At 63.3% G+C, this 22,106-nt stretch carries 17 protein-coding genes; 4 read left to right on the forward strand and 13 right to left on the reverse strand.

Annotated features, from left to right (window positions below):
- The first annotated feature begins 713 nt into the window (after nt 1-713).
- On the forward strand, nt 714-2,402 hold the full coding sequence (locus ACE3PR_RS20165) for a peptidoglycan DD-metalloendopeptidase family protein (protein WP_374375824.1): 1,689 nt from the start codon (nt 714-716) through the stop codon (nt 2,400-2,402).
- A 33-nt stretch (nt 2,403-2,435) separates the two neighbouring features.
- Here ACE3PR_RS20165 and alkB read toward each other — a convergent pair whose 3' ends face one another.
- Nucleotides 2,436-3,080, reverse strand: a complete 645-nt coding sequence (gene alkB, locus ACE3PR_RS20170; RefSeq protein WP_374375827.1) for a DNA oxidative demethylase AlkB — start codon at nt 3,078-3,080, stop codon at nt 2,436-2,438.
- A gap of 101 nt (nt 3,081-3,181) precedes the next feature.
- Here alkB and ACE3PR_RS20175 point away from each other — a divergent pair, with 101 nt between their 5' ends.
- Entirely contained in the window at nt 3,182-3,667 is a 486-nt protein-coding gene (locus tag ACE3PR_RS20175) for an HPP family protein (protein WP_374375829.1), read from the forward strand.
- 3 nt (nt 3,668-3,670) lie between these two features.
- On the opposite strand, the gene clpB is transcribed toward ACE3PR_RS20175, so the two are convergent.
- From clpB to ACE3PR_RS20230, 11 genes are all read right to left on the reverse strand, one after another.
- Nucleotides 3,671-6,268, reverse strand: a complete 2,598-nt coding sequence (gene clpB / locus ACE3PR_RS20180; protein WP_374375832.1) for an ATP-dependent chaperone ClpB — start codon at nt 6,266-6,268, stop codon at nt 3,671-3,673.
- A 227-nt stretch (nt 6,269-6,495) separates the two neighbouring features.
- Nucleotides 6,496-7,434, reverse strand: a complete 939-nt coding sequence (locus ACE3PR_RS20185; RefSeq protein ID WP_374375834.1) for a DUF4167 domain-containing protein — start codon at nt 7,432-7,434, stop codon at nt 6,496-6,498.
- Between the two features lie 324 nt (nt 7,435-7,758).
- A complete protein-coding gene (prmC, locus tag ACE3PR_RS20190; protein WP_374375837.1) occupies nt 7,759-8,628 on the reverse strand; it encodes a peptide chain release factor N(5)-glutamine methyltransferase in 870 nt (289 codons plus the stop codon).
- 1 nt (nt 8,629) lies between these two features.
- Nucleotides 8,630-9,706: a peptide chain release factor 1 gene (gene prfA / locus ACE3PR_RS20195; protein ID WP_374375839.1), complete on the reverse strand. Its 1,077-nt coding sequence runs from the start codon at nt 9,704-9,706 to the stop codon at nt 8,630-8,632.
- Nucleotides 9,707-9,709: 3 nt separating this feature from the next.
- Entirely contained in the window at nt 9,710-10,996 is a 1,287-nt protein-coding gene (gene hemA / locus ACE3PR_RS20200; RefSeq protein ID WP_374375841.1) for a glutamyl-tRNA reductase, read from the reverse strand.
- On the reverse strand, nt 10,962-12,206 hold the full coding sequence (gene hisS / locus ACE3PR_RS20205) for a histidine--tRNA ligase (protein ID WP_374375844.1): 1,245 nt from the start codon (nt 12,204-12,206) through the stop codon (nt 10,962-10,964). Before hisS ends, hemA begins: the two co-directional genes overlap by 35 nt.
- A gap of 18 nt (nt 12,207-12,224) precedes the next feature.
- Nucleotides 12,225-13,379: a flavodoxin-dependent (E)-4-hydroxy-3-methylbut-2-enyl-diphosphate synthase gene (gene ispG, locus ACE3PR_RS20210; RefSeq protein ID WP_374375847.1), complete on the reverse strand. Its 1,155-nt coding sequence runs from the start codon at nt 13,377-13,379 to the stop codon at nt 12,225-12,227.
- 184 nt (nt 13,380-13,563) lie between these two features.
- Nucleotides 13,564-14,796 (reverse strand): RodZ domain-containing protein, encoded by a 1,233-nt coding sequence (locus ACE3PR_RS20215; protein ID WP_374375850.1) that lies wholly within the window; start codon nt 14,794-14,796, stop codon nt 13,564-13,566.
- Nucleotides 14,797-14,973: 177 nt separating this feature from the next.
- Nucleotides 14,974-17,265, reverse strand: a complete 2,292-nt coding sequence (ptsP, locus tag ACE3PR_RS20220) for a phosphoenolpyruvate--protein phosphotransferase (RefSeq protein ID WP_374375852.1) — start codon at nt 17,263-17,265, stop codon at nt 14,974-14,976.
- Nucleotides 17,266-17,268: 3 nt separating this feature from the next.
- Nucleotides 17,269-18,315 (reverse strand): NAD(P)H-dependent flavin oxidoreductase, encoded by a 1,047-nt coding sequence (locus ACE3PR_RS20225; protein WP_374375854.1) that lies wholly within the window; start codon nt 18,313-18,315, stop codon nt 17,269-17,271.
- A 30-nt stretch (nt 18,316-18,345) separates the two neighbouring features.
- On the reverse strand, nt 18,346-19,551 hold the full coding sequence (locus ACE3PR_RS20230) for an aspartate kinase (protein ID WP_374375962.1): 1,206 nt from the start codon (nt 19,549-19,551) through the stop codon (nt 18,346-18,348).
- A gap of 313 nt (nt 19,552-19,864) precedes the next feature.
- Here ACE3PR_RS20230 and ubiG point away from each other — a divergent pair, with 313 nt between their 5' ends.
- Nucleotides 19,865-20,665, forward strand: a complete 801-nt coding sequence (ubiG, locus tag ACE3PR_RS20235; RefSeq protein WP_374375857.1) for a bifunctional 2-polyprenyl-6-hydroxyphenol methylase/3-demethylubiquinol 3-O-methyltransferase UbiG — start codon at nt 19,865-19,867, stop codon at nt 20,663-20,665.
- Between the two features lie 156 nt (nt 20,666-20,821).
- On the forward strand, nt 20,822-21,505 hold the full coding sequence (locus ACE3PR_RS20240; RefSeq protein ID WP_374375860.1) for a lipid-binding SYLF domain-containing protein: 684 nt from the start codon (nt 20,822-20,824) through the stop codon (nt 21,503-21,505).
- Between the two features lie 70 nt (nt 21,506-21,575).
- Here the strand turns inward: ACE3PR_RS20240 and ACE3PR_RS20245 are convergent, their stop codons facing one another.
- Nucleotides 21,576-22,103, reverse strand: a complete 528-nt coding sequence (locus tag ACE3PR_RS20245; protein ID WP_374375863.1) for an STM3941 family protein — start codon at nt 22,101-22,103, stop codon at nt 21,576-21,578.
- Nucleotides 22,104-22,106 lie beyond the last annotated feature (3 nt).

The raw sequence follows: 22,106 nt of genomic DNA on the forward strand, positions 1-22,106 counted from the left end.
CCAACACGACGCTAACCAATTGATCCGTCGCAAAACACGTTTCGTCTTACTGCATAACGAGATCCAACCAATCATCCAGCCAAGTTACCCCAGCCAAACAATCGACCTTCTCTCTACAGAAACACGCTAAGGCTTCGCGACAATCTCTCGAGCATAAACCCTAAAGACCCGCCGCCCGCGTATCCCTTCTGACTTATCCACTTTGTCAAACAGCTGCCCGGCTCGAAGGGGCCGGTCCGTCTCGCTCTGGCCGGTTGGCCGCGTCGAGGGGGCGGCTTATACCCCTGCTTTTCAGAGCCTGTCAACGATCAGTTTTAACTTTTTTTGCCGATCGGCTGAAATTCCCCCAAACGGCGGGAATTATTGAGGAAATGGGTGGTGTCGCCGCGCCTTTCCAGCCCCTGTGCCAGCTTGTCACGGCATGTTTCACGCTTTTTTCAGACCTTGCGGACATAATTCCGTCAGATTTCCCCGGCAGAACCCTGAGGGCTCCGTTGGGGCAAGCTGGATTCCGGGCCGCCCGGGCTCTCGTGCGGCACTGGGATTCACCATTTAGTCTTTTGATCTTCTTGGGAAATTTGAGTTGACAAGAATCTAGCAACGCAGGCAAGGTCAGAATCGCTTGCATTGTTGGCAGCCAAGGTCCTGGGGGACTTACGGAATTTGGGATCGCTGCCGGCAATCAAGACCCATCACATGTTTTCGAGTTTTTGGTGACAGTATTGCATAAACCGCACACGCAGGTCTGGGGGACGCTTCGGCGCTATCTGACTTACACAACCGCCGGTATCGCCGTCATGGGCGGCGTCGGCGCTTTCGAAGCGCATCGTCCTTCCAGCATCGACACCGCCAAAGCGGCTGCGTTTGTCAGCGAGTTTTCCGGCACACAAGCCGTCACCACGGGTTTCGCCGCCTCCGGCGCCCTGGGCCGCGACGCGACATTGCCGATCTGGGCACAGCGCATTCCGACCGGCAGCAACGATTACAAGCTGGCCTCGTCGGAAACCACCACGACACAGACACCGCGCGTCACCGCGCCCGCTCTGACGCATCTGTCGCCGGGCAATGCGCTCGAGGCGACGATCGATTCCGTGACTGCCGCGGCCGATTACGCAGCCAGCGAATCCGGGTCGCCCAGCTTGTTGCCCTTTGCCGGTCAGTTCGGCATGGAAACCGGCAAGCGCGGTTGGGATGCGGGTGATTCCTTCCTGCAGGCGGCCAGCCGCGACATGCAGAAGGTGATCGAAGTCCAGCCGGGCGATACATTGTTCGGCGTGCTGGTCGATGCGGGCCTTTCGCAGGAAGATGCGACCAATGCCGTGGGCGCCCTTGCTGACGTGTTCTCGCCGCGCAGCCTGAAGGCCGGACAGGAAATCACCCTCAACATGACGACCGCGGCCGGTGCTGCGGAAACGCCCGCCCAGCCGCAACTTGTGAGCCTCAGCCTGGAACCCTCGGTCGAGCGCGACGTCACCGTGACGCGCGATGCCCAGGGGACTCTGGTGGCCGAAGCGGTCGAGAAGCCGCTCACCGAAACCCGCGCCCGCGTCGCAGGCGTGATCAAGTATTCGCTCTATGACGCAGCGATGAAATCCGGTTTGCCGAGCTCGGTGATCGCGGATGTCATCAAGGCCTATTCCTACGACGTCGACTTCCAGCGCGATATCCAGGAAGGCGATTCCTTCGAGATCGTCTACGAGCGCATCGAGAACGAAGACGGCGAGCTCGCCCGTACCGGCCAGATGCTCTATGCCATGCTCAACACCGGCGGCGTCGCGCATCCGATCTACTGGTTCGAGCGCGACGGCGATGGCGAGTTCTTCAATCCGAAGGGCGAGGCCGTCAGGAAGTCACTGCTGGCGACGCCGATCGACGGCGCGCGGATCACATCGGGCTTCGGTGCGCGCAAGCACCCGATCCTCGGCTATACCAAGATGCACAAGGGCATGGATTTCGGCGCCCCCACCGGCACGCCGATCTACGCCGCCGGCAACGGCACAGTAGCCGAGATCGGCAAGAAGGGTGCTTACGGCAATTACGTCCGCATCAAGCATAACGGCACCTTCCAGACCGCCTATGCCCATGCCAGCAAATTCGCCAAGGGGTTGAAGAAGGGCGACAAGGTCAAGCAGGGCGAAGTGATCGCCTATGTCGGCACCACCGGCCGCTCGACCGGACCGCATCTCCATTTCGAAGTCCTGGAGAACGGTACCCAGGTCAATCCGAAGAAGATCAAATCCACCGGCGGCGACAAGCTCGCGGGCAAGGACCTGAAGGCCTTCAAGGCCCAGGTTGCGGCCATCGATGCCGAAAGGCAGCAGATGCGCAATGTGGTCGAGATCGCCGAAACCCCGGATTCGACCCCGGTCGATTGCTCCGGCACCGAGGGTTGCCAGAACTGAGACGGCACGCCCGAAACGGCGCCAGGAGCGCCGTTATCCCGCCTTCCGGAACGTCAGGTTGATGCGCTGTGGCCCCAGGATTGTCGATTGATCGGGTTTCAGCGGCAAAATGCCGTGAAAATTCAGCCGCGCCTGACCACCCCAGACGACGACATCGCCGTGGAAGAGCTTCAGGCGCCGCGGCTTTTCGCTGCGCTCGCGCCCGCCGAAGAGAAAGATCGCCGGCGCGCCGAGTGAAACCGAGACGATCGGTGCGGTGAAATCGCGCTCGTCGCGATCCTGGTGCAGCGCCAGGCGCGTGCCCGGTTCATAGCGGTTGATCAGACAGACATCGGGCGAGAAGCCGGGAAAACCCGCGTCATTGGCAGCGCCTTGTGCCAGATCGCGGAACAGGTCCGGCAGCGCCGGCCAGGGCCGTCCATGCGCTGGGTCGCAAGCGGCGTAGCGATAGCCTTTGCGGTCCGATACCCAGCCCAGTGCCCCGCAATTCGTCATGGCCACGGACATGAGATGCCCGCCTTTGGTCACCATCTGACGGAACGGGGATTGCGCCGTCAGGTTGGGTAGAATCGCGACAAGGTCATCCGATTGGGCCAGGGCAAAACCCCGCAGCAAGGTCGCACCGGGACACAAGACAACTGTCTCTTCGCGCAGTTCGGGCAGAAGAAACGGCGTCATTGATAAAGGCCCTTGATCACGCAATCCGGCGGATCGATTGGACACCTGCCCCGGCACCGATAGGATGCGCGCCGACCCGTCGCGTGAAAGGCCTTCCCCACATGTCCCGTTCCGTTCGCCTGCTGGCGCTGCTGTCGCGGCGTCTGCACAATGCCGGCCTGGTGATGCTGGCCGTCGGCATTCTGGCTCTCATTGCCCATCTCTCCCACGAGCCCTTGCTGATGGCGCCTTTCGCACCGTCGATTCTCGCGATCCTGACGCAGCCGCGCAATCCGCATGTTGCTCCCAACGTGCTGATCGCCGCTTATATCGTCGCCACTGTCACAGCCGTCCTGCTGAAAAGCGTGCTGCCGCCGGAATGGTGGAGTGTCGCCATCGCCGTCGGAATCGCCATGCTGATGCTGGAAGCGCTCGACATCCTGCATCCACCGGCCGTTGCCATGCCGATCCTGGTGATGCTGGGGAGCGGCGACTTCCCGCTCCCCGCTTTCACGATCGGCGTCGTATCTCTGGCCGGCCTGTCGATGATCGGCCGGCGCTTGCCGCGCCGCGCCGAACATCCGGCAATCACTCAGCCGGCAGAGTAAGCCTTAGGCTGCGGCGCGGGACAGTTTCTCGCCGCCGATGGTAAGGCCATCCTCGCCAGCCGAGACCGAAATGGTCTCGCCCGGCTTGAAGCGACCTTCGAGGATCATCGTGGCCAGCGGGTTCTGCATCTCGCGCTGGATCACCCGCTTCAGCGGCCTGGCGCCATAGACCGGATCGTAACCGGCCTCGGCCAGCCATTCCTTGGCCTTCGCATCGACCTGGAGCGTGAGCTTGCGCTCGGCCAGCAAGGCTTCCAGCCGCTGCAACTGGATGCTGACGATGCCGGTCATGTGCTTGCGGCTCAGGCGATGGAACAGGATCACCTCGTCGAGACGGTTGAGAAATTCCGGCCGGAAAGACTGCCGCACCACACCCATCACCTGATCACGCACGGCACTTGAATCCTGGCCTTCGCCCAGACCTGCCAGATACTCGCTGCCCAGATTCGAGGTGAGGATGATGATCGTGTTCTTGAAATCGACCGTGCGGCCCTGACCATCGGTCAGACGGCCGTCATCCAGCACCTGGAGCAAAACGTTGAAGACATCGGGGTGCGCCTTCTCGACCTCGTCGAAAAGCACGACCTGATAAGGCCGGCGCCGCACCGCTTCGGTCAGCACGCCACCTTCGTCATAGCCGACATAGCCCGGCGGCGCGCCGATCAACCGCGAGACCGCGTGCTTCTCCATGAATTCCGACATGTCGATGCGGACCATCGCCTGATCGTCGTCGAACAGGAAGCTCGCCAGCGTCTTGCAGAGCTCGGTCTTGCCGACGCCGGTCGGGCCAAGCATCAGGAAGGAGCCGATCGGCCGATTCGGATCCTGCAGGCCGGCCCGCGCGCGCCGCACGGCATTGGAAACGGCGGTCACAGCCTCATCCTGGCCGATCACGCGCGCACCCAGCGCCTCTTCCATTTTGAGGAGCTTGTCGCGCTCGCCAGTCAGCATCTTGTCGACCGGAATGCCGGTCCAGCGCGAGACCACACCGGCGATGTCCTCTTCCTTCACCACCTCATTGAGCATGCGGTTCTCGGCAGCCGCCTCGGCCGCCTCCAGGCGCCGCTGCAGATCGGGAATGGTGGAATAGGTCAACTCCCCGGCGCGGGCGAAATCGCCACGGCGCTGAGCCTGCTCGACCTCGATCTTGGCATGATCGATCTGTTCCTTGAGCTTCTGCGCATCGTCAATCTTCTGCTTCTCGGCGCGCCACATGGCGGTCAGGGAGCGTGACTTCGCCTCCAATCCCTCGATTTCCTCGATGATGTGCTGCAGGCGCTCTTTCGAGGCGGCGTCGCTTTCCTTCTTCAAGGCTTCGCGCTCGACCTTGAGCTGAATGAGCTTGCGGTCGACCTCGTCGATTTCCTCGGGCTTCGATTCCACTTCCATGCGCAGACGCGACGCAGCCTCGTCCACCAGATCGATCGCCTTGTCGGGCAGGAATCGGTCGGTGATGTAGCGGTTCGACAGCGTGGCAGCGGCGACGATCGCGGCATCCGTGATGCGGACGCCGTGATGCATCTCGTATTTTTCCTTGAGACCGCGCAGGATCGAGATGGTGTCGTTGACATTGGGCTCGGCCACGAAAACCGGCTGGAAACGCCGCGCCAGCGCGGCATCCTTCTCGATATGCTTCCTGAACTCGTCGAGCGTGGTCGCACCGACGCAGTGCAATTCGCCACGCGCCAGAGCGGGTTTCAGCATGTTGGAAGCGTCCATGGCGCCTTCCGCCTTGCCGGCCCCGACCAGGGTGTGGAGCTCGTCGATGAAGAGGATGATCTCGCCGGCAGCCGCCGAGATTTCCTGCAGCACCGATTTCAAGCGTTCCTCGAACTCGCCGCGATACTTGGCCCCGGCCACGAGCGCGCCGAGATCGAGCGACAGGAGTTTCCGGTTCTTCAAGCCTTCCGGCACATCGCCATTGGCGATGCGCAGAGCGAGACCTTCGATGATCGCGGTCTTGCCCACGCCGGGCTCGCCGATGAGGACGGGATTGTTCTTGGTCCGGCGCGAGAGCACCTGGATGGTGCGGCGGATTTCCTCGTCACGGCCGATCACCGGATCGAGCTTGCCTTCGCGCGCCATTTGCGTGAAGTCGCGCGCGTATTTCTTGAGCGCGTCATAGCCTTCCTCGGCGCTGGCGCTGTCGGCCTTGCGGCCCTTCCGCAGATCGTTGATCGCCTGATTGAGTTTCTGCGGAACGAGCCCGGCATCCTTCAGGGCCTTGCCGGCAGCGTTGTCGGTCGCCATGGCCAGAGCCAGAAGCATGCGCTCAACGGTGACGAAACCGTCACCCGCCTTCTGCGCCAGTTCTTCCGCCTGGCCCAGGATACGGGCCAATTCCGGCGACATGTAGACCTGACCGGCCCCGCTGCCTTCAACCCGCGGCAGCTTCTCGATCTCGCGCTCGATGGCCGCCTGCGCGCGCGCTGGATCGGCGCCCGCCGCCTTCATCAGATTGGCGGCCATGCCTTCCTTGTCGTCGAGCAGGGTTTTGAGCAGATGTTCCGGGTTCAGGCGCTGATGGCCCGAGCGTAATGCCAGAGTCTGCGCAGCCTGCAGGAAGCCGCGCGAGCGTTCGGTAAACTTTTCCAAATCCATAATTTAGCCCTCTCTCAATCGCGCCCTCTTTGAGGCGCACGATCATGGATGCCGCCGATTGATCAGGCTGAAAGCTCGGCTCCCCGCCCATCCCTCTTCTGAAATATGGAAAACGTTAACGCCAAAACAAGGCCCCAAAACAAGAAGGGCCGGGACATTCCTGCCCCGGCCCCCATCCTGCGCCGAAATGCCACGCCGTCCAAGCTGGAGGCGGGCAATCCAAGGCCTTAATCGTTGCTCTCGACCCCGGGCAAAGCCGGTTCCGCATTCCCCTCAGCCGGGGCATCCGCCCCCGGGGCACGGGGCCGGCGGGTGCGTTGCCGGCCACGGGGGCGCGGACCGCGCCCTTCCTCTCCGCCGGCGGCGACCGCCGCCGGGGGCAAGAGATCCTCGGGATAATCCGGCTGTTCGTCGGCAGGCACGGCCGCTACCGGTGCTGCCGGCGTCTCGCTGGCTGCGACAATCGACTCGGCCGGATTTGCCGGGCCATTCACCGGGACATTCACTGGGGCGCCATTGGCATTGCCGGAATTATACTGGCTGTTGCCGTATTGGCCGCCGCCCTGGCGGTTGTCTTGCCGGTTGTCTTGCCGGTTCTCCTGGCGGTTATCCGGTCGATTTTCCTGTCGGTTATTGTGACGCGGCCGCGGCCCGCGGCCTTGCTGCTGCGGCACGAAATCGACACCTTCCTCGCTATCGCCCTCGCCATCACCGCCTTCGGTGGTGTTGCCGCCGGCATTGGTGTTGCCGCCATTGCCTTGCGGAGCGCCCGAATTGGGATTGCCGCCGTCATTCATGTTGGGCTGTGGTGCCTGGCCGCCGGTATAGAGCGCCGCCGAAAGACCCTGGCTCACATTCTGCACGTTGAAATCGGCGACCGAAATATCGCGGCCGCCGACGCGGGGCCGCTGGCCGTCATTCATCGACTGGATCACGCGGTAATAGTGATCGGCGTGCTGCAGGTAGTTCTCGGCGGCGATGCGATCACCCGAGACGCCGGCGTCCCGCGCCAGCTGCAGGTATTTTTCCAGCACCTGATAGACATTGCCGCGGACCCTGGTCTCGGACCCGCCGCCGTCGTAACTCTGATTCTTGTTGGGGATGCCGCTATGCGGCTTCCGCTGACCGCGATTGCGGCCGCGACGGTTGTTGTTGCCTGGTCTCATGCGTCGATCATTCGCTTCTGTTAGCGGCTCAGCTCCGGTCACTCGGCGCCAGGGTCAGACGGCCAGCAAGGGCGCCCATCAGCCAGGATCGGCTGCAGACGTTGCTGGCAGGTTCAGACTCCCCGGCTTAAACGCGATGTGCGGAGGCCCAGAGGGGGCGGTTCGGCCCAACGGCCATTCACCAATTACCTCGCCCCGATGCCGCGCAAACCGTATCCGCTCCGGCGCTGATTTCCAACAACTATTTTACTCTTTCGAGGCTGTCACAAGGTCGCAACGGGGCCCTGCCGAAATCCCGGTAACAGCTTGATCTGCCAAGCGATCTTAAACCGTACGAAACAGCAGGCAGCGCGTCCGCCGTGCCAGGTCGGCCTGCCGGCCCGATGGCACCATTCCAGCCGCCGTCATCAGGCCCGTCACAGACTCGGCCTGGCCGAGTCCGATCTCCAGGGCCGCCAGTCCCGTGGGCGCGAGGCGGGTTCGCAGCATCGGCGCCAGAGCACGATAGGCATCGAGACCGTCTTCGCCGCCATCCAAGGCGAGCCGCGGCTCGTGACGCGCCACTTCGGGCTCCAGGCCGGCGATCTCCGCCGCCGGAATATAGGGTGGGTTACTGACGATGAGGTCGAAGTTCGAGGGATCTTCGGCCGCGAGGGCCGCGACCCAGGCGCCTTCACGGAACGTCACGCGTTCGGCAAGCCCCAGCCGCTCGGCGTTGCGGCGCGCGATGTCGAGCGCGGCCGGCGACAGGTCGACGGCCCAGCCATGTGCTTGCGGCAATTCGCGCAGCAGGGTCAGCAGCAGACAGCCGGATCCTGTACCAAGATCCAGCACGCGCAGAGGCGCAGCGCGGTCCGGAATTTCCGCCAGGACCGCTTCGATCAGCGCCTCGCTATCTGGGCGCGGGTCCAGCACATCGCGGCTGACGACGAACGGCAGCGACCAGAACTCGCGCTCACCGATCAGATGCGATACCGGCTCGCGGTCGGCGCGGCGCGCGATGAGCGACCGATAGGCGGCGGCGGCTTCGCTTTCAACACTCCGCTCGGGAAAGCCGATCATGACGGCCGGCGGCACCTTGGCGGCAAGTCCCAGCAACAAGCGCGCTTCCCGCGCCGGCGCCTCGATGCCGGCAGCGCCCAGCGCCTTCATGCCCTCGCTCAAAAGATCGGCGATGCGGACTTGGCCCGACATCTCACTCCACTTCGGCCAGGCGTTCCGCCTGATCGTGCTGGATGAGCGCGTCGATCACCTCGTCAAGTGCTTCACCCTCGATGATCTTGTCGACCTTGTAGAGTGTCAGGTTGATGCGATGATCGGTACAGCGGCCTTGCGGAAAGTTATAGGTGCGGATGCGCTCCGAACGATCGCCGGATCCCACCTGGCTCTTGCGATCGGCGGCGCGGGCGGCATCCAGCTTGCCGCGCTCCAGATCATAGAGCCTGGCACGCAGCACCTTCATCGCCTTCGCCTTGTTCTTGTGTTGCGATTTTTCGTCCTGCTGCTGCACCACAAGGCCGGTCGGCAGATGGGTGATGCGCACGGCGCTGTCGGTCGTGTTGACCGACTGGCCGCCGGGACCGCTTGCCCGGAAGACATCGATCCGCAGATCCTTGTCGTCGATCTTGACGTCGACCTCCTCCGCTTCCGGCAACACGGCCACAGTGGCAGCAGAGGTATGGATGCGGCCCGAGGCTTCGGTTTCCGGGACACGCTGCACCCGGTGCACGCCGCTTTCGAATTTCAGCCGCTCGAACACATTGCGGCCGGTGATCGAGGCGGTCGCTTCCTTGTAGCCGCCGAGACCTGTCTCGCTGATATCCATCGGTTCGAAGCGCCAGCCCTTGAGGGCGGCATAGCGCGCATACATGCGAAAGAGACTGGCCGCAAAGAGGGCCGCCTCTTCACCGCCCGTCCCGGCGCGCACTTCGAGGATGGCGTTGCGGGCATCGGCCTCATCCTTGGGCAGCAGCATGACCTTCACCTGCTGCTCAAGCTCCGGAATGCGCACCTTCAAATCCGCCATTTCCGCTTCGGCCAAGGCCTTCATCTCGGCATCGGCCGAGAGATCGCTCGCCATGACGGCAAGCTCTGCCATTTCCTTGTCGGCTTTCTGCAGATCGGTGATCGCCGTCACCAGCGGGTCGAGATCGGAATATTCCTTGGAAAGGCGCGCAAATTCCTGCGCGTCCTTGTGGCTACCAGCCGCCAGCAAAGATGAGAGTTCCTGATGCCGCTTGACGACGCGGCCGAGTTTTTCGCGAAAGGACATGAGTTACTCTTTGTTGCGGTCGAGCCCGAACAGGCGCCGCACGGCGCGCTCGAGATCGGTATCCTTGGCATCGTCGCGCAAGGCTGTGATGGGGCGGTGCAGCAGTCGATTGACCAGCCGCCGCGACAATTCAGCGGCATCCATCTTCGGATTCTCGGACAGCAGGGCCAGCCGCTCGGCTTCGAAATGATCGCGCAAGCTCGCCAGCGAATCGCCTATTCCGCGCGCCTCTTGCGCCCGCAGGAACTGATCGAGCTCTTCCTCGATGATGGCGTTGGCAGCCTTGATCGCCGCCGATCGCTCCTGCCGCCCCGCCATGGCGAGGCGTTCGAGATCGTCGAAGGTGTAGCGAAAGGCGTCATCGATCGCATCGACCTTGGCGTCGACATCGCCGGGAACCGCGAAATCGACCAGCAGCATGGGCCGGTGCCGGCGCTTCTTGAGTGCCGCCGACACCATTGCGGCGTCGATCACGGTGCGGGCGCTGTCGAGCGCGGCCACAACAATATCGGCATCGATCAGCGCCTGCGGCAGATCGGCGAGCGACGCCGCATGCGCCTTGAATCTGGCGGCTATATCCTGTGCGCGGGCGGCGCTGCCATGCACCATGGTCCAGCGCGTGACACCCGCCTCGCGCAATTGCTCGGCCACCATCTGGCCGAGATCGCCATCGCCGACCAGCAAAGCGCCCAGATTATCGAGTTTGCCGTGCACCTGACGCGCGAGCTTTACCACGCAGGCCGCCATCGAGACTGATTGCGCGGCGATGTCCGTCTCGGTGCGGACCCGTTTCGCCGCGGCGAAGGCCGCCTGCAGGATGCCGTCGAGCTCGCCGCCCATGGCACCACGCTTGGCGGCGAATTGATAGGCGTCCTTGACCTGGCCCAGCACTTGCGGTTCGCCGACCACCTGGCTTTCCAGCGAAGACGCGACCGCAAAACTGTAACGGAGCGCGGCACGCTCGGTGAGATAGTGGAGATGCGGCGCCACCTGCGGCACCTCGGCACCCGCCGCTTCTGCGATGAGGGCGGTGATGTCGGCGGCAGCCCGCGTCTCGTCGGTGACCGCAGCCCAGACTTCGCAGCGATCGCAAGTCGCCACCACCATCGCCTGATCGAGTCCGATTTCGCGGCATCGCGACAGCAGGCGCAAAACATCGGCCTCGTCGCCCTGCAAATGCTCGCGCAACAGGTCAGGTGCCCGCTTGTGGTCGGCACCGACGATCAGGAATGTGCGCGGCGCTATCCCAAGCGGATCACCGATAGGGCGCGAGGGCCGCGGCCAAAGCATCCAGGCGGACGCTCTGCTGCTCGCCGGAATCGAGGAGCTTCAATGCCGCCTCGCCCCGCGCCAATTCATCATCGCCCAGAATGATCGCCGCCACCGCCGCGATCTTGTTGGCGCGCTTCATGCGCTTGCCCATATTCCCTGAAAAGCCGAGATCGACCACGAAATCCTGGCGCCGCAGATCGGCGGCGATGGCCAGCGCCTTGCGCTCGGCCGCCTCGCCCATCGGCACGATGGCGATCGGACGTGGTGCCGGCGGTACATCGGCCAGCGCCATGGCGCAGCGCTCGACACCGCTCGCCCAGCCGACACCCGGGGTCTCCGGACCACCCATCATGGAAACGAGTCCATCGTAACGGCCGCCACCCAGCACGGTCTTCTGGGCACCCAGATCGGCGCAGGTGATCTCGAAACAGGTGTGGCAATAATAATCGAGGCCGCGGACCAGGCGCTGGTTGAGCTCATAGGAAATGCCCAGAATATCCAACCCCTCCCGCACGACGGCGAAAAAGTCGCGTGCTTCCGATGTCAGGTATTCGCTGGAGAGCGGTGCGTTGGCAACGATCTTCTGGTCACCCTCGTCCTTGGAATCGAGCACACGCAGCGGGTTCTTCTCCAGCCGTTCCAGGCTGTCCTTGGAGAGCTTGTCGCGGAAGCTGTTGAGATATTCGACCAGCACCTTGCGATAGGCGAGCCTGCTCGCGACGTCGCCCAAGGTGTTGAGTTCCAGCACGCAGCGGTCCCAGACACCGAGGCGGCGCAGGAACTCGACGCCGGTCGCGATCGCCTCGACATCGCCGCCGGGTTCCTTGACGCCCAGCAATTCGATGCCGGTCTGATGGAACTGGCGCAGGCGCCCTTTCTGCGGCCGCTCGTAGCGGAACATCGGCCCGGCATAGAAATATTTCAGCGGCAGATGTTGGCTGAGGCCTTCCGAGATGAGCGCGCGCGCGACACTTGCCGTATTCTCCGGCCGCAAGGTGACGGTCTCGCCGCCCTTGTCGGTGAAGGTATACATTTCCTTGGTGACGACATCGGAGGTATCGCCGAGCGTGCGCTTGAACACCTCGGTGAACTCGAAGATCGGCGTCGCAATTTCCTGATAGCCGAAGCAAAGCGCCGCGCGCCGCGCCGTTTCGACGACATGGCGATGACGCCGCATGTCGTCGGGCAACAGGTCATGCGTGCCGCGAACCGGCTGCAAACCAGACATCGTTGATTTCCCCAGTGGCTATTCGGCGGCGCTCTTGCCGGCGTTTTGATCGTTGGCGGCACTTTCATTCGCAGCCTTGGCGGCTTCGATTTCGGCCGCCTTCTGCTCGATGAGTTCCGCCATGTGCTCGACGATGTCCTGGTCCTTCAACCGGTGATGCTGATTGCCGGCGAGATAGACCATATGCGTGTTGTTGCCACCGCCGGTAAACCCGATATCGGTTTCGCGCGCTTCGCCGGGACCGTTGACGACGCAGCCGATGATGCTGACCGACATCGGCGTGGTGATATGCGAGACGCGCTTCTCCAGCGCCTCCACCGTCTTGATGACGTCGAAATTCTGCCGCGCGCAGGACGGGCAGGAAATGATGTTGACGCCGCGATGCCGCAGGTTGAGCGACTTCAACAGATCGAAGCCGACTTTCACTTCCTCGACCGGATCGGCCGAGAGCGAGACGCGGACCGTGTCGCCGATCCCGGCCCAGAGCAGCGAGCCGAGACCGATCGCCGATTTCACCGTGCCGACGCGCAAGCCGCCAGCTTCGGTGATGCCGATATGGAGCGGATAATCGCAGGCATCGGCAAGCCCCTGATAGGCCGCAACCGCCAGGAACACGTCCGATGCCTTGACGCTGATCTTGAACTCGAAGAAATCATGGTCTTCGAGAATCTTCGCATGATTGAGCCCGCTCTCGACCATCGCTTCCGGGCAAGGCTCGCCATAGCGCTCGAGGAGTTCGCGCTCCAGCGAGCCGGCATTGACGCCGATGCGCATCGAACAGCCGTAATCCTTGGCGGCCTTCACCACCTCGCGCACGCGCTCCGCGCTGCCGATATTGCCGGGATTGATGCGCAGGCAGGCGGCACCCGCCTGCGCCGCTTCGATGCCGCGCTTGTAATGGAAATGGATGTCGGCGACGAGCGGCACTTTCACCTGTTTCACGATCTCCTTCAGTGCCGCGGTCGATTCCTCGTCGGGGCAGGAGACGCGCACGATATCGGCGCCGGCGGCTTCGGCCGCCTGGATCTGGGCTACGGTCGCCTTCACGTCCGAGGTCAGCGTGTTGGTCATGGTCTGGACGGTGATCGGCGCGTCGCCGCCGACCAGGACGTTGCCGACGCGGATCTGCCGCGACTTGCGACGCTGGATATCTCGATAGGGCCGGACGCTCATGTTTATCTTTGCTCACAAATGGCTTAGGGGGCATGCCGCCGCTGCCCCGCTTGGCTCGATGCAGGCCGGGCGCACCTGGCAAATCATTGGCCCTGAACATGCGCTGCCAGCCCCAAAAGATCAAGTCCCGGCGGGCGATGTAGGCGGCCTTGATGTCGCGCTAAAGCCTTGCTGTTTCAGGTGCTTACTGCTCGGTAAGGGCGCTCGGCTCGAGCTTGATCCCGCGTTTGACCACGCCGACCGAGCCGAGGCTCGGCTGCGCCCGGCCGTCCAGCTCGATCACCAGACCGCCGGCATTGCCGGTATTCATGACCAGGCCCGGCTGATCCGGCACGGCATAGCTCTCGCCCGCCCGCAGGATTCGCTGCAAAACGACATTCTGTTGGGAATCAAAGATTTCGACCCAGGAATCCTTGGCCGCGCGCAGGACAATCCGCGGTGTCGGAACAGCGCCTTCCGCTGCGGCCGGATCGGTCGGGACCGCCGCCTGCTGCTCGACCGGCGCCGTTTCGCTTGTGGCCGGCGAATTGGTGTCGGGGGTCGTGGCGGCCTCGCCGGCAGGCACGGTCACGCCGGATGTGGTCGCACCGGGCATCGTCGTGGGCGCGGCTGGCTGTGCGGGATCCGCAATGCTGCCGGTTGCCGGGGCAGATGCATCGCCAATGGAAGTTGTCGGGGCGCTGGCGCCCTCGGCCGGAACCGCGATCATGGGGCTGGTGGCCGGCGCGGCCGTACCGGTCGCGTCCGAACCCGTGGGCGTCCCCGTGGGCGTCCCCATGGTCGTCGTTGTCGTCGCGGGTGCAGCGCCTGCTTGCGACGCCTGCGCACTGGAGGGCGCGGTCTCGGCACTCGAATCGTCGGCGCTGGGAATGGAAGCGGGCGTACTCGTCGCCGATTGGCTCGCAACATCTTCGGCCGTCTGCGGCGCCTGCTCGGCTGCCGGCTCGTCGGCCTGCTTCTTCATGAGTTCCGGCACCTGGTCGATGAGATCGATGCCGGTGCCACCGGGCTGCGAGGCGAAATACCAGCCCCCATAGAGCACCACAGCCACCACCAGGCTCACCACCAGGATGATGCCGCCGGGGAAATGTTTGTGTTCGACCTGGTCGACCGGCCAGATCAATTGATTCTGGCGCGACCGACGCGCGAGTTCGTCGCGGTAATCGCTGACGATGCTGTTGCCGTCGAGGCCCAGGTAATCGGCATAGGCGCGGACGAAACCGACCGCATAGGCGGTGCCAGGCAGATCCTGCAATCGACCGTCTTCAATGGCCTGGATATAGATTGCCCGGATACGAAGCTGGCGGGCCACAGTGGCGACATCCCGCCCCAGTTCTTCCCGACGGCGTCGCAAGAGGGCGGCAACGCCGTCCTCATTCCGGTCATCAATGAATTCGCTGGGTTCGACCCCAAACATTCCTATTCTACGACTGGCCATCAAGCGATCCCGGTTACCGCCACCCACGCCGCAACCTCGATAAAAAAGGCCACGCCGAGTCAATTACTTATATAACTTCGCCGAAGTTTTGCCGCAATCGACTTTCGACGGCAATTCCCACCAATCGCACACTTACGTACGATTGTCCGCATATCCTCAAGGTAATGCCACCCCATGGTCGCGGGCGAAGGCGCGGAGGCTGCTGCGCATGTCGGTTCCGCGCTGCCGTCCCAGCGCCGCCATATGCGCCCGGAGCTGGTCCAGGTCAAGGCTGCGGATCATCGCCCGGATGGGTCCGATTGCCGGCGGCGCCATGGAGAGGGTCCGCAGACCCAGCGCCATCAGCGCCATCGCATCCAAAGGATCGCCGGCAGTCTCGCCACACAGGCTGACCGGCCGGCCGCGTGCATCGCTTGCCTTGATGATATCGCCGACGAGGCGCAGGAAGGCTGGCGAGAGCGTGTCATAACGCCCCTGCAATTGCGCATTGCCGCGATCGGCAGCGAAGACGAATTGCGCAAGGTCGTTGCTGCCGATCGAAAGAAAATCGACCCGGTCGAGAATCTCGTCCATCTGCCAATAGAGTGCCGGCACTTCGAACATGGCGCCGACGCGCACGCGCTCCGGTAGAGCCTGACCCTTGGCTTCCGCGCGCTGCAATTCCAGATCGAGAATTTGCTTGGCGTCGTCGAATTCCTCGACCTGCGCCACCATCGGGAACATCACATGCAATGCACGTCCCGCCGCCGCCTTGATCATGGCGCGCAATTGCTGGCGCAGCATCGCGGGGCGATCGAGCGAGATGCGCAAGGCGCGCCAACCCATGGCCGGGTTTTCCTCGGCGTCGCGATGCCAATAGGGCAGCACCTTGTCCGAACCGATATCCAGCGTGCGGAACACGACCGGCTTCCCCTCGGCCCCGTCCAGCACGCGCGTATAGACTTCGCGCTGCCGCGCGACATCGGGAAAGGTATGCGCCACCATGAAGGTGACTTCGGTGCGGTAGAGGCCGATGCCCCCGGCGCCCGTCACCGCCACCTGCGGCACGTCGATGAGCAAGCCCGCATTGATGAGGAGGTTGATCGCGACACCGTCGAGCGTCACCGCCGGCAAATCGCGATCCGCGGCATAGGCTTCCTGGCGCACCGCGCGCGCATGCATGCTCTTGGCGAAGACCTGCAGGATGTCTTCTGACGGCCGCAGGAAAACCTGTTCGTTGTCGCCGTCGAGGACGAGTGAATCCCCCGCCTGCACCTTGTCCATCAGATTGGCGCAATGGCCGAGCAGGGGAATATCGAGGGCACGGGCGACGATGGCGACATGGCTGCTCGCCGTCCCCTCCTCCAGCACCACGCCCCGCAATCGGTTGCGGTCGTAATCCAGCAGTTCCGCCGGCCCCATATTGCGCGCGACGATGATCGCCGCTTCCGGCAGATCGCGCGCCTGCGGCAATTCCTGCAAGCCCAGCAGATGGCGCAGCAGGCGGTTGTTGAGGTCATCGAGATCGGAGAGGCGCTCGCGCAGATACGGATCCTGGATCTCGCGCATGCGCGCACGCATGTCGTTCTGTACCTTCTGCACCGCGGCTTCGGCGGTGAGGCCGGTTTCGATCGCCTCGATGATGCGGTTGGCCCAGCCGCGATCCTCGGCCAGCATGCGGTAGGTGTCGAGCACCTCGCGATGTTCGCCCGCACCGCCCGTGCCGTCCTGCTCGACCAGCAATTCATCCAAGGCGAGCTTCATCGCAGTCATCGCATCGTCGAGACGCTCGATCTCCTTGATCGGGTCTTCGGCCACCAATTGCGTCAGCGTGATGTCGGGCTGGTGCAGCACCGCCGTGCCCAGCGCCAGACCGGGCGCCAGGACCTGCGCCTCCAGACGCTCGGGCAGAACGCCAATGCCGGTGACGGGCGACAATTCATCGCGCGCCACCAGGTCGCCGCCGGCCACCAGTTCCGCCACGACCATGGCGACGGTTTCCAGCGTCTCGACTTCTTCCTCGGTATAGTGCCGGCGCGTCTTGTTCTGGACGACCAGCACGCCGAGTACGCGGCCCGCGCGCAGCACCGGCACACCCATGAAGGATTGATAGAGTTCTTCGCCCGTTTCCGGGCGATAGGCGAATTGCGGATGATGCTGGGCATCGGCCAATGCCAGCGGTCGCGCATGGCTGGCGATATCGCCGACCAGGCCTTCACCGACACGCAGGCGCGTCAAGTGAACGGCTTCCGCCTTCAGACCCTCGGTGGCAAAGAGTTCCAGCACTTCGCCGGCGCGCAGGATATAGACCGAGCAGACTTCCGCCACCATGGCGCTGGCGATGGTGCGGGTGATTTCGTCGAGCCGGCGCTGCGCCGGCAGGTTGCGCGCCATCACCGTGCGGATGCGCCGCAGCAACAGCCGAGCGCCCGTCAGATCACCACCCGAGGGGCCGCCCGACTGCGTCATACCTCAGCCTCCCGAAATCTCTTGGAAGATCTGATGCCGGTCGGCGAGGGCCTCCACCGCGCCATCGATGAGATCCTGGATGATCGCCGCCGTCGGCTCTTCCTTGCTCACCATGCCGACCGATTGCCCGGCCATGACCGATCCGGTTTCGACGTCGCCGTCGATCACGGCGCGCCGCAGCGCACCGGCCCAGAAATGTTCGATCTCCAGCTGCGCGGCCTTCTGGTCAAGTTCGCCCGCATTGAAGCGGTCGATCACCTGGCGCTGCATCTCCATGAATTTCCGCGTGCCGTCATTGGCCAGCGCCCGCACCGGAATGACGGGAAAGCGCGGATCGATCTGGGTCGACGGCACCGCGTCGCGCGCGGCACCGCGGATGAAGGCCAGCTTGAATTTCTGATGCGCGATCGATTCCGTGGCGCAGACGAAGCGTGTGCCCAATTGCACGCCGGAGGCACCCATTTCGAGATAGCCCAGCATCGCCTGGCCGCGGCCGATACCGCCCGCGACGAAGACCGGCACCTCGCGAATGACCGGCAGGATTTCCTGGGCGAGCACGCTGGTCGAGACCGGGCCGATATGGCCGCCCGCTTCCATGCCCTCGATGACGATGGCATCGCAGCCGGATTTCACCAGCTTCTTCGCGATAGCGACGGCGGGCGCGAAGCACAGAACCTTGGCCCCGCCTTCCTTGATCCGCTTCAAGGCAGCCCCCGGCGGCAGCCCGCCCGCCAGCACGATATGCGACATTTTGAGATCGAGGCAGACATCGATCAATTGATCGAGCTGCGGATGGAGCGTGATCAAATTGACGCCGAAGGGCGCGTCGGTCATGCCCCGCGTCGCCTTCAGCTCCGCTTCCAGGATGTGCGGCGGCATCGAGCCCGACGCGATCACGCCGAAGCCGCCGGCATTCGAGATCGCCGAGACCAGGTTGCGCTCCGAGACCCAGGTCATGGCGCCGCCCATGATGGCATAGCGCGTGCCCAGGAACATGCGCCCCCGCTGCCACAGCTCATCCAGGTGAGCGAGTGCGTGGGCTCGGTCCATGGGCTGGTCTCCTTCTAATCCGGCTGAAGCTTACTCTGAATCGAGACCGTAGGCCGTGTGCAAGGCGCGCACGGCAAGTTCCGTATATTCCTCGGCCACCAGCACGCTGATCTTGATTTCGGAGGTCGAGATGACCTGGATGTTGATGCCCTTCTCGGCCAGCGCCTTGAACATGCGCTGCGCGATGCCGGCATGAGAGCGCATGCCGACGCCGATCACCGAGACCTTGACGACATTGCTGTCGGAAATGAGATCGCGGAACACCAGCTTGTCGCGATTGGCTTCCAGCACCTGCTTGGCGCGGTCGAAATCGCCCTTCGAGACGGTGAAGGTCATGTCGGTGGTCTGGCCGTCCTCGGCGATGTTCTGGACGATCATGTCGACATTGACGTTGGCATCGGCCAGCGGACCGAAGATGCCGGCAGCCACACCCGGCTTGTCGGCGACCCGCGTCAGCGTAATCTTCGCCTCGTCGCGGCTATAGGCGATGCCGCTCACCAATTCCTTTTCCATGATCTCTTCCTCATCCACCACCATCGTGCCGGGCTTGTCCTCGAAGCTGGAGAGGACCTGCAGCCGCACACGGTGCTTCATGGCCATTTCAACCGAACGGATCTGCAGGACCTTGGCGCCCAGCGACGCCATCTCCAGCATTTCCTCATACGTGATCTTGTCGAGCTTTCTTGCCTTGGCGACGATCCTGGGATCGGTCGTATAGACGCCGTCCACATCGGTGAAGATGTCGCAGCGATCGGCACCAACCGCCGCCGCCAGCGCCACCGCCGAGGTATCCGAACCGCCGCGTCCCAATGTCGTCACCCGGTTGTCCGAGCCGATACCCTGGAAACCGGCAAAGACCGCGACCTGGCCGGCGGCGAAACGCCGGTTGAGGTCGTCGCAGGGAATGTCGACGATGCGCGCCTTGCCATGGGCGTCGTCGGTTTTGATCGGCACCTGCCAGCCGAGCCAGGAACGCGCATCGACACCCAATTCCTGGAGGGCGATCGCGGTCAGACCGCAGGTCACCTGCTCGCCCGAGGCCACCACCACGTCATATTCCCGGGCGTCATGGAGCGGGGCCAGTTCCTTGGCCCAATCGACCAATTGATTGGTGACGCCCGACATCGCCGAAACCACCACGGCCACTTCGTTTCCGGCATCGACCTCGCGTTTGACGCGCTGGGCGACGGCCTTGATTCTTTCAATATTGGCGACCGACGTGCCGCCGAATTTCATCACGATTCGGGCCTTCTTGGCCCCAACCCCTGTCGCCGCTGCTTGCATCGGGAATAGCCCTACCTACCGCCCCAGTTACTGCCCAGATTTAGCGTCTGGCTGCCGGCAAAGTCAGGCTGTCCGCGAATTCCGTGCCAAGCCAGCCGTTTGAGCTGTCCATCGAGCCAAAACAGCCAGACGAAGGGGCGGCGAAATCGTGGCGGTTGCAATCTTGTTTTGCCGGGCGCGCGTATCCATACTCAAGGCCAGCTTTGGGCGCAAGGGTGCCGGCCGGATTCCCTGCCTATTTTTCAATCGCTTGATGGATTTCCCCATGTCTCCAGGCCAGGCTACCGCGCAACCGCCAAAAACCGGGCAGAGCACTGCCCAAAATTCGACCAAAGCCGGTTCGACGATCGATCCCGCCGAGATCGAGAAGTTCGCCGCCATGGCCGAGGCCTGGTGGGACCCCAGCGGCAAGTTCCGGCCCCTCCATCGCCTCAATCCCGTCCGGGTGAGCTATATCCGGGACAAGGTGGCGGTCCATTTCGGCCGCGATCCCAATTCGCCTGAGCCACTCTCGGGGCTCAGCCTGGTCGATGTCGGCTGTGGCGGGGGGCTCCTGACCGAGCCCATGGCGCGGCTGGGGGCCGAGGCGACGGGTATCGACGCCACCCGGCGCAATGTCGAGATCGCCCGGATTCATGCCGAGCAGACCGGCCTGCAGGTGACCTATCTGCCCTGCCCCGCCGAGGATCTGGTGGCGGAGGGGCGGAAATTCGATGTCGTTCTGGCCATGGAAATCGTCGAGCATGTGGCCGATGTCGATGCCTTCCTGGCTGCCCTCTCGGGCCTGCTGAAACCAAACGGCCTCCTCTTCATGGCGACCATGAGCCGCACCGCGAAGAGCTATGCCATGGCCATCATCGGCGCCGAATACATCCTGCGCTGGCTGCCCAGAGGCACCCATGACTGGAACCGATTCATCCGTCCGTCGGAACTGGCGCGCGGCCTGCGGCGGCATGACCTCGCCATCGCCGAACTGACCGGCGTCGCCTACAATCCCTTCAAGGATTCCTTCCATCTCAGCCGCGATCTCGACGTCAATTACATGGCGCTCGTCAAACCTGCGTGATCGCGGCATCCGCGCTCATTGCGCGGACTCGTCCCTGAGGTTATCTCTGAACTGACTTCACGCTCCGAGTCGCGGCTGCCTTAATCCTGCCTTAAAAATTAATTGGCACGGAATTGCCGACTGGGCGTTGCGACGCTGCACATTGGGAGAGAGACCATGACCATTCTGCGTAAAATGGCCGCTCTGGCGGTCTTGGCTGTCACCTTGCTCCTGGGTCAGGCCGGAACCAGCCAGGCACTCACGCCCCAGCAGGAGTTGATCGACAAATCGCGCATCACCTTCGAGAAGCTGATCGGCTCCTATGAATTCGGCGAGCTGCCGGGCTACCTGAAACGTGCCAAGGCCGTGATGATCTTCCCCGAGATCTTCAAGGCAGGCTTCGTCATCGGCGGCGAAGGCGGCAACGGCGTTCTGATGGTGCGCGATCCCAATCAGGGCTGGAGCCAGCCGGCCTTCTATACCCTGGCGGCCGGTTCGCTGGGCCTCCAGATCGGCGGCCAGCTCTCGGAGACCGTCTTCACGATCATGAGCGACAAGGCGCTCCAGGCCGTGCTCAACGACCAGATGAAATTCGGCGGCGACATGTCGATCGCGGCTGGCCCGATCGGCAAGGGTGTGGGCGCCAACACCACCACCAATCTCGATGCCGATGTCTACACCTTCGCCAAGACCTCGGGTCTTTTCGGCGGCGTCAGCTTCAACGGCGCCGGCATCTTGCGCAAGGACGATTGGAACGCCGCCTATTACGGCGCCGGCACGCTCCCGCAATGGATCGTCATCGACCGCAAGGTCTCGAACCCCAACGGCCAGGCTCTCGTCAACGCGCTCTCGCCTTACTGATAAGGGCTTGGTCTGAAACGCGAACGGCCGGCGCGAAAACGCCGGCCGTTTTCGTTTGTGCGCCTACGCTTCACCAAACGACTGGTGGCGCTTTCTTCTGCGCCTCGATCTTTTTCACGATATCGCCGACGTCAGCACTCAGCAGGAACGCAGGTATCTGGACAAGAGTCGCTGAGAAGGGAAACACTAGGCAAAGGCATGCACGACGCCACAGTGGCAACCGAGAAATCACCGCCTTGCGGTCCGCAACCGTGATATCAAGTGTCGAACAGCCGCGATAGCTGCCGACGCAACCGGACTTTATTTCGGACCACGCAATGAACCCGGAGAAAGGACCGGTCGCCGTCACCGTTATGCCCTTCTCGTCGAATTGCAGCGCCGGTCGAGGTCGCGCGAGTCGCGAAAACGACCAAGTCAGCACCAGGAAGGATACGCCCAGACCCAAAAAACCCAAACCACGTAGGCAAGCGCTGATCAGCGCTTCCAGTCGATTGGTTACCGTACCGTCGAGATGGCTGAATACCCATCCCATCAGCAGCAGAACGCAACCGTACGCGCATGATGCGAGAAGGCCTTTGCGACTTAGACAGACATCCACGGC

The sequence above is a fragment of the Dongia sp. genome (assembly GCF_041909655.1).
GTDB lineage: Bacteria > Pseudomonadota > Alphaproteobacteria > Dongiales > Dongiaceae > Dongia.

What these genes read in the sequence shown, in the direction of transcription:
- ACE3PR_RS20240 (WP_374375860.1), top strand. Translation starts at nt 20,822, where the DNA reads ATGACCATTCTGCGTAAAATGGCCGCTCTGGCGGTCTTGGCTGTCACC.
- ptsP (WP_374375852.1), bottom strand. Translation starts at nt 17,265, where the DNA reads ATGACGCAGTCGGGCGGCCCCTCGGGTGGTGATCTGACGGGCGCTCGG.
- alkB (WP_374375827.1), bottom strand. Translation starts at nt 3,080, where the DNA reads ATGACGCCGTTTCTTCTGCCCGAACTGCGCGAAGAGACAGTTGTCTTG.
- ispG (WP_374375847.1), bottom strand. Translation starts at nt 13,379, where the DNA reads ATGAGCGTCCGGCCCTATCGAGATATCCAGCGTCGCAAGTCGCGGCAG.
- hisS (WP_374375844.1), bottom strand. Translation starts at nt 12,206, where the DNA reads ATGTCTGGTTTGCAGCCGGTTCGCGGCACGCATGACCTGTTGCCCGAC.
- ACE3PR_RS20185 (WP_374375834.1), bottom strand. Translation starts at nt 7,434, where the DNA reads ATGAGACCAGGCAACAACAACCGTCGCGGCCGCAATCGCGGTCAGCGG.
- prfA (WP_374375839.1), bottom strand. Translation starts at nt 9,706, where the DNA reads ATGTCCTTTCGCGAAAAACTCGGCCGCGTCGTCAAGCGGCATCAGGAA.
- ACE3PR_RS20225 (WP_374375854.1), bottom strand. Translation starts at nt 18,315, where the DNA reads ATGGACCGAGCCCACGCACTCGCTCACCTGGATGAGCTGTGGCAGCGG.
- ACE3PR_RS20215 (WP_374375850.1), bottom strand. Translation starts at nt 14,796, where the DNA reads ATGTTTGGGGTCGAACCCAGCGAATTCATTGATGACCGGAATGAGGAC.
- clpB (WP_374375832.1), bottom strand. Translation starts at nt 6,268, where the DNA reads ATGGATTTGGAAAAGTTTACCGAACGCTCGCGCGGCTTCCTGCAGGCT.
- ACE3PR_RS20230 (WP_374375962.1), bottom strand. Translation starts at nt 19,551, where the DNA reads ATGAAATTCGGCGGCACGTCGGTCGCCAATATTGAAAGAATCAAGGCC.
- ubiG (WP_374375857.1), top strand. Translation starts at nt 19,865, where the DNA reads ATGTCTCCAGGCCAGGCTACCGCGCAACCGCCAAAAACCGGGCAGAGC.
- hemA (WP_374375841.1), bottom strand. Translation starts at nt 10,996, where the DNA reads ATGCTTTGGCCGCGGCCCTCGCGCCCTATCGGTGATCCGCTTGGGATA.
- prmC (WP_374375837.1), bottom strand. Translation starts at nt 8,628, where the DNA reads ATGTCGGGCCAAGTCCGCATCGCCGATCTTTTGAGCGAGGGCATGAAG.
- ACE3PR_RS20175 (WP_374375829.1), top strand. Translation starts at nt 3,182, where the DNA reads ATGTCCCGTTCCGTTCGCCTGCTGGCGCTGCTGTCGCGGCGTCTGCAC.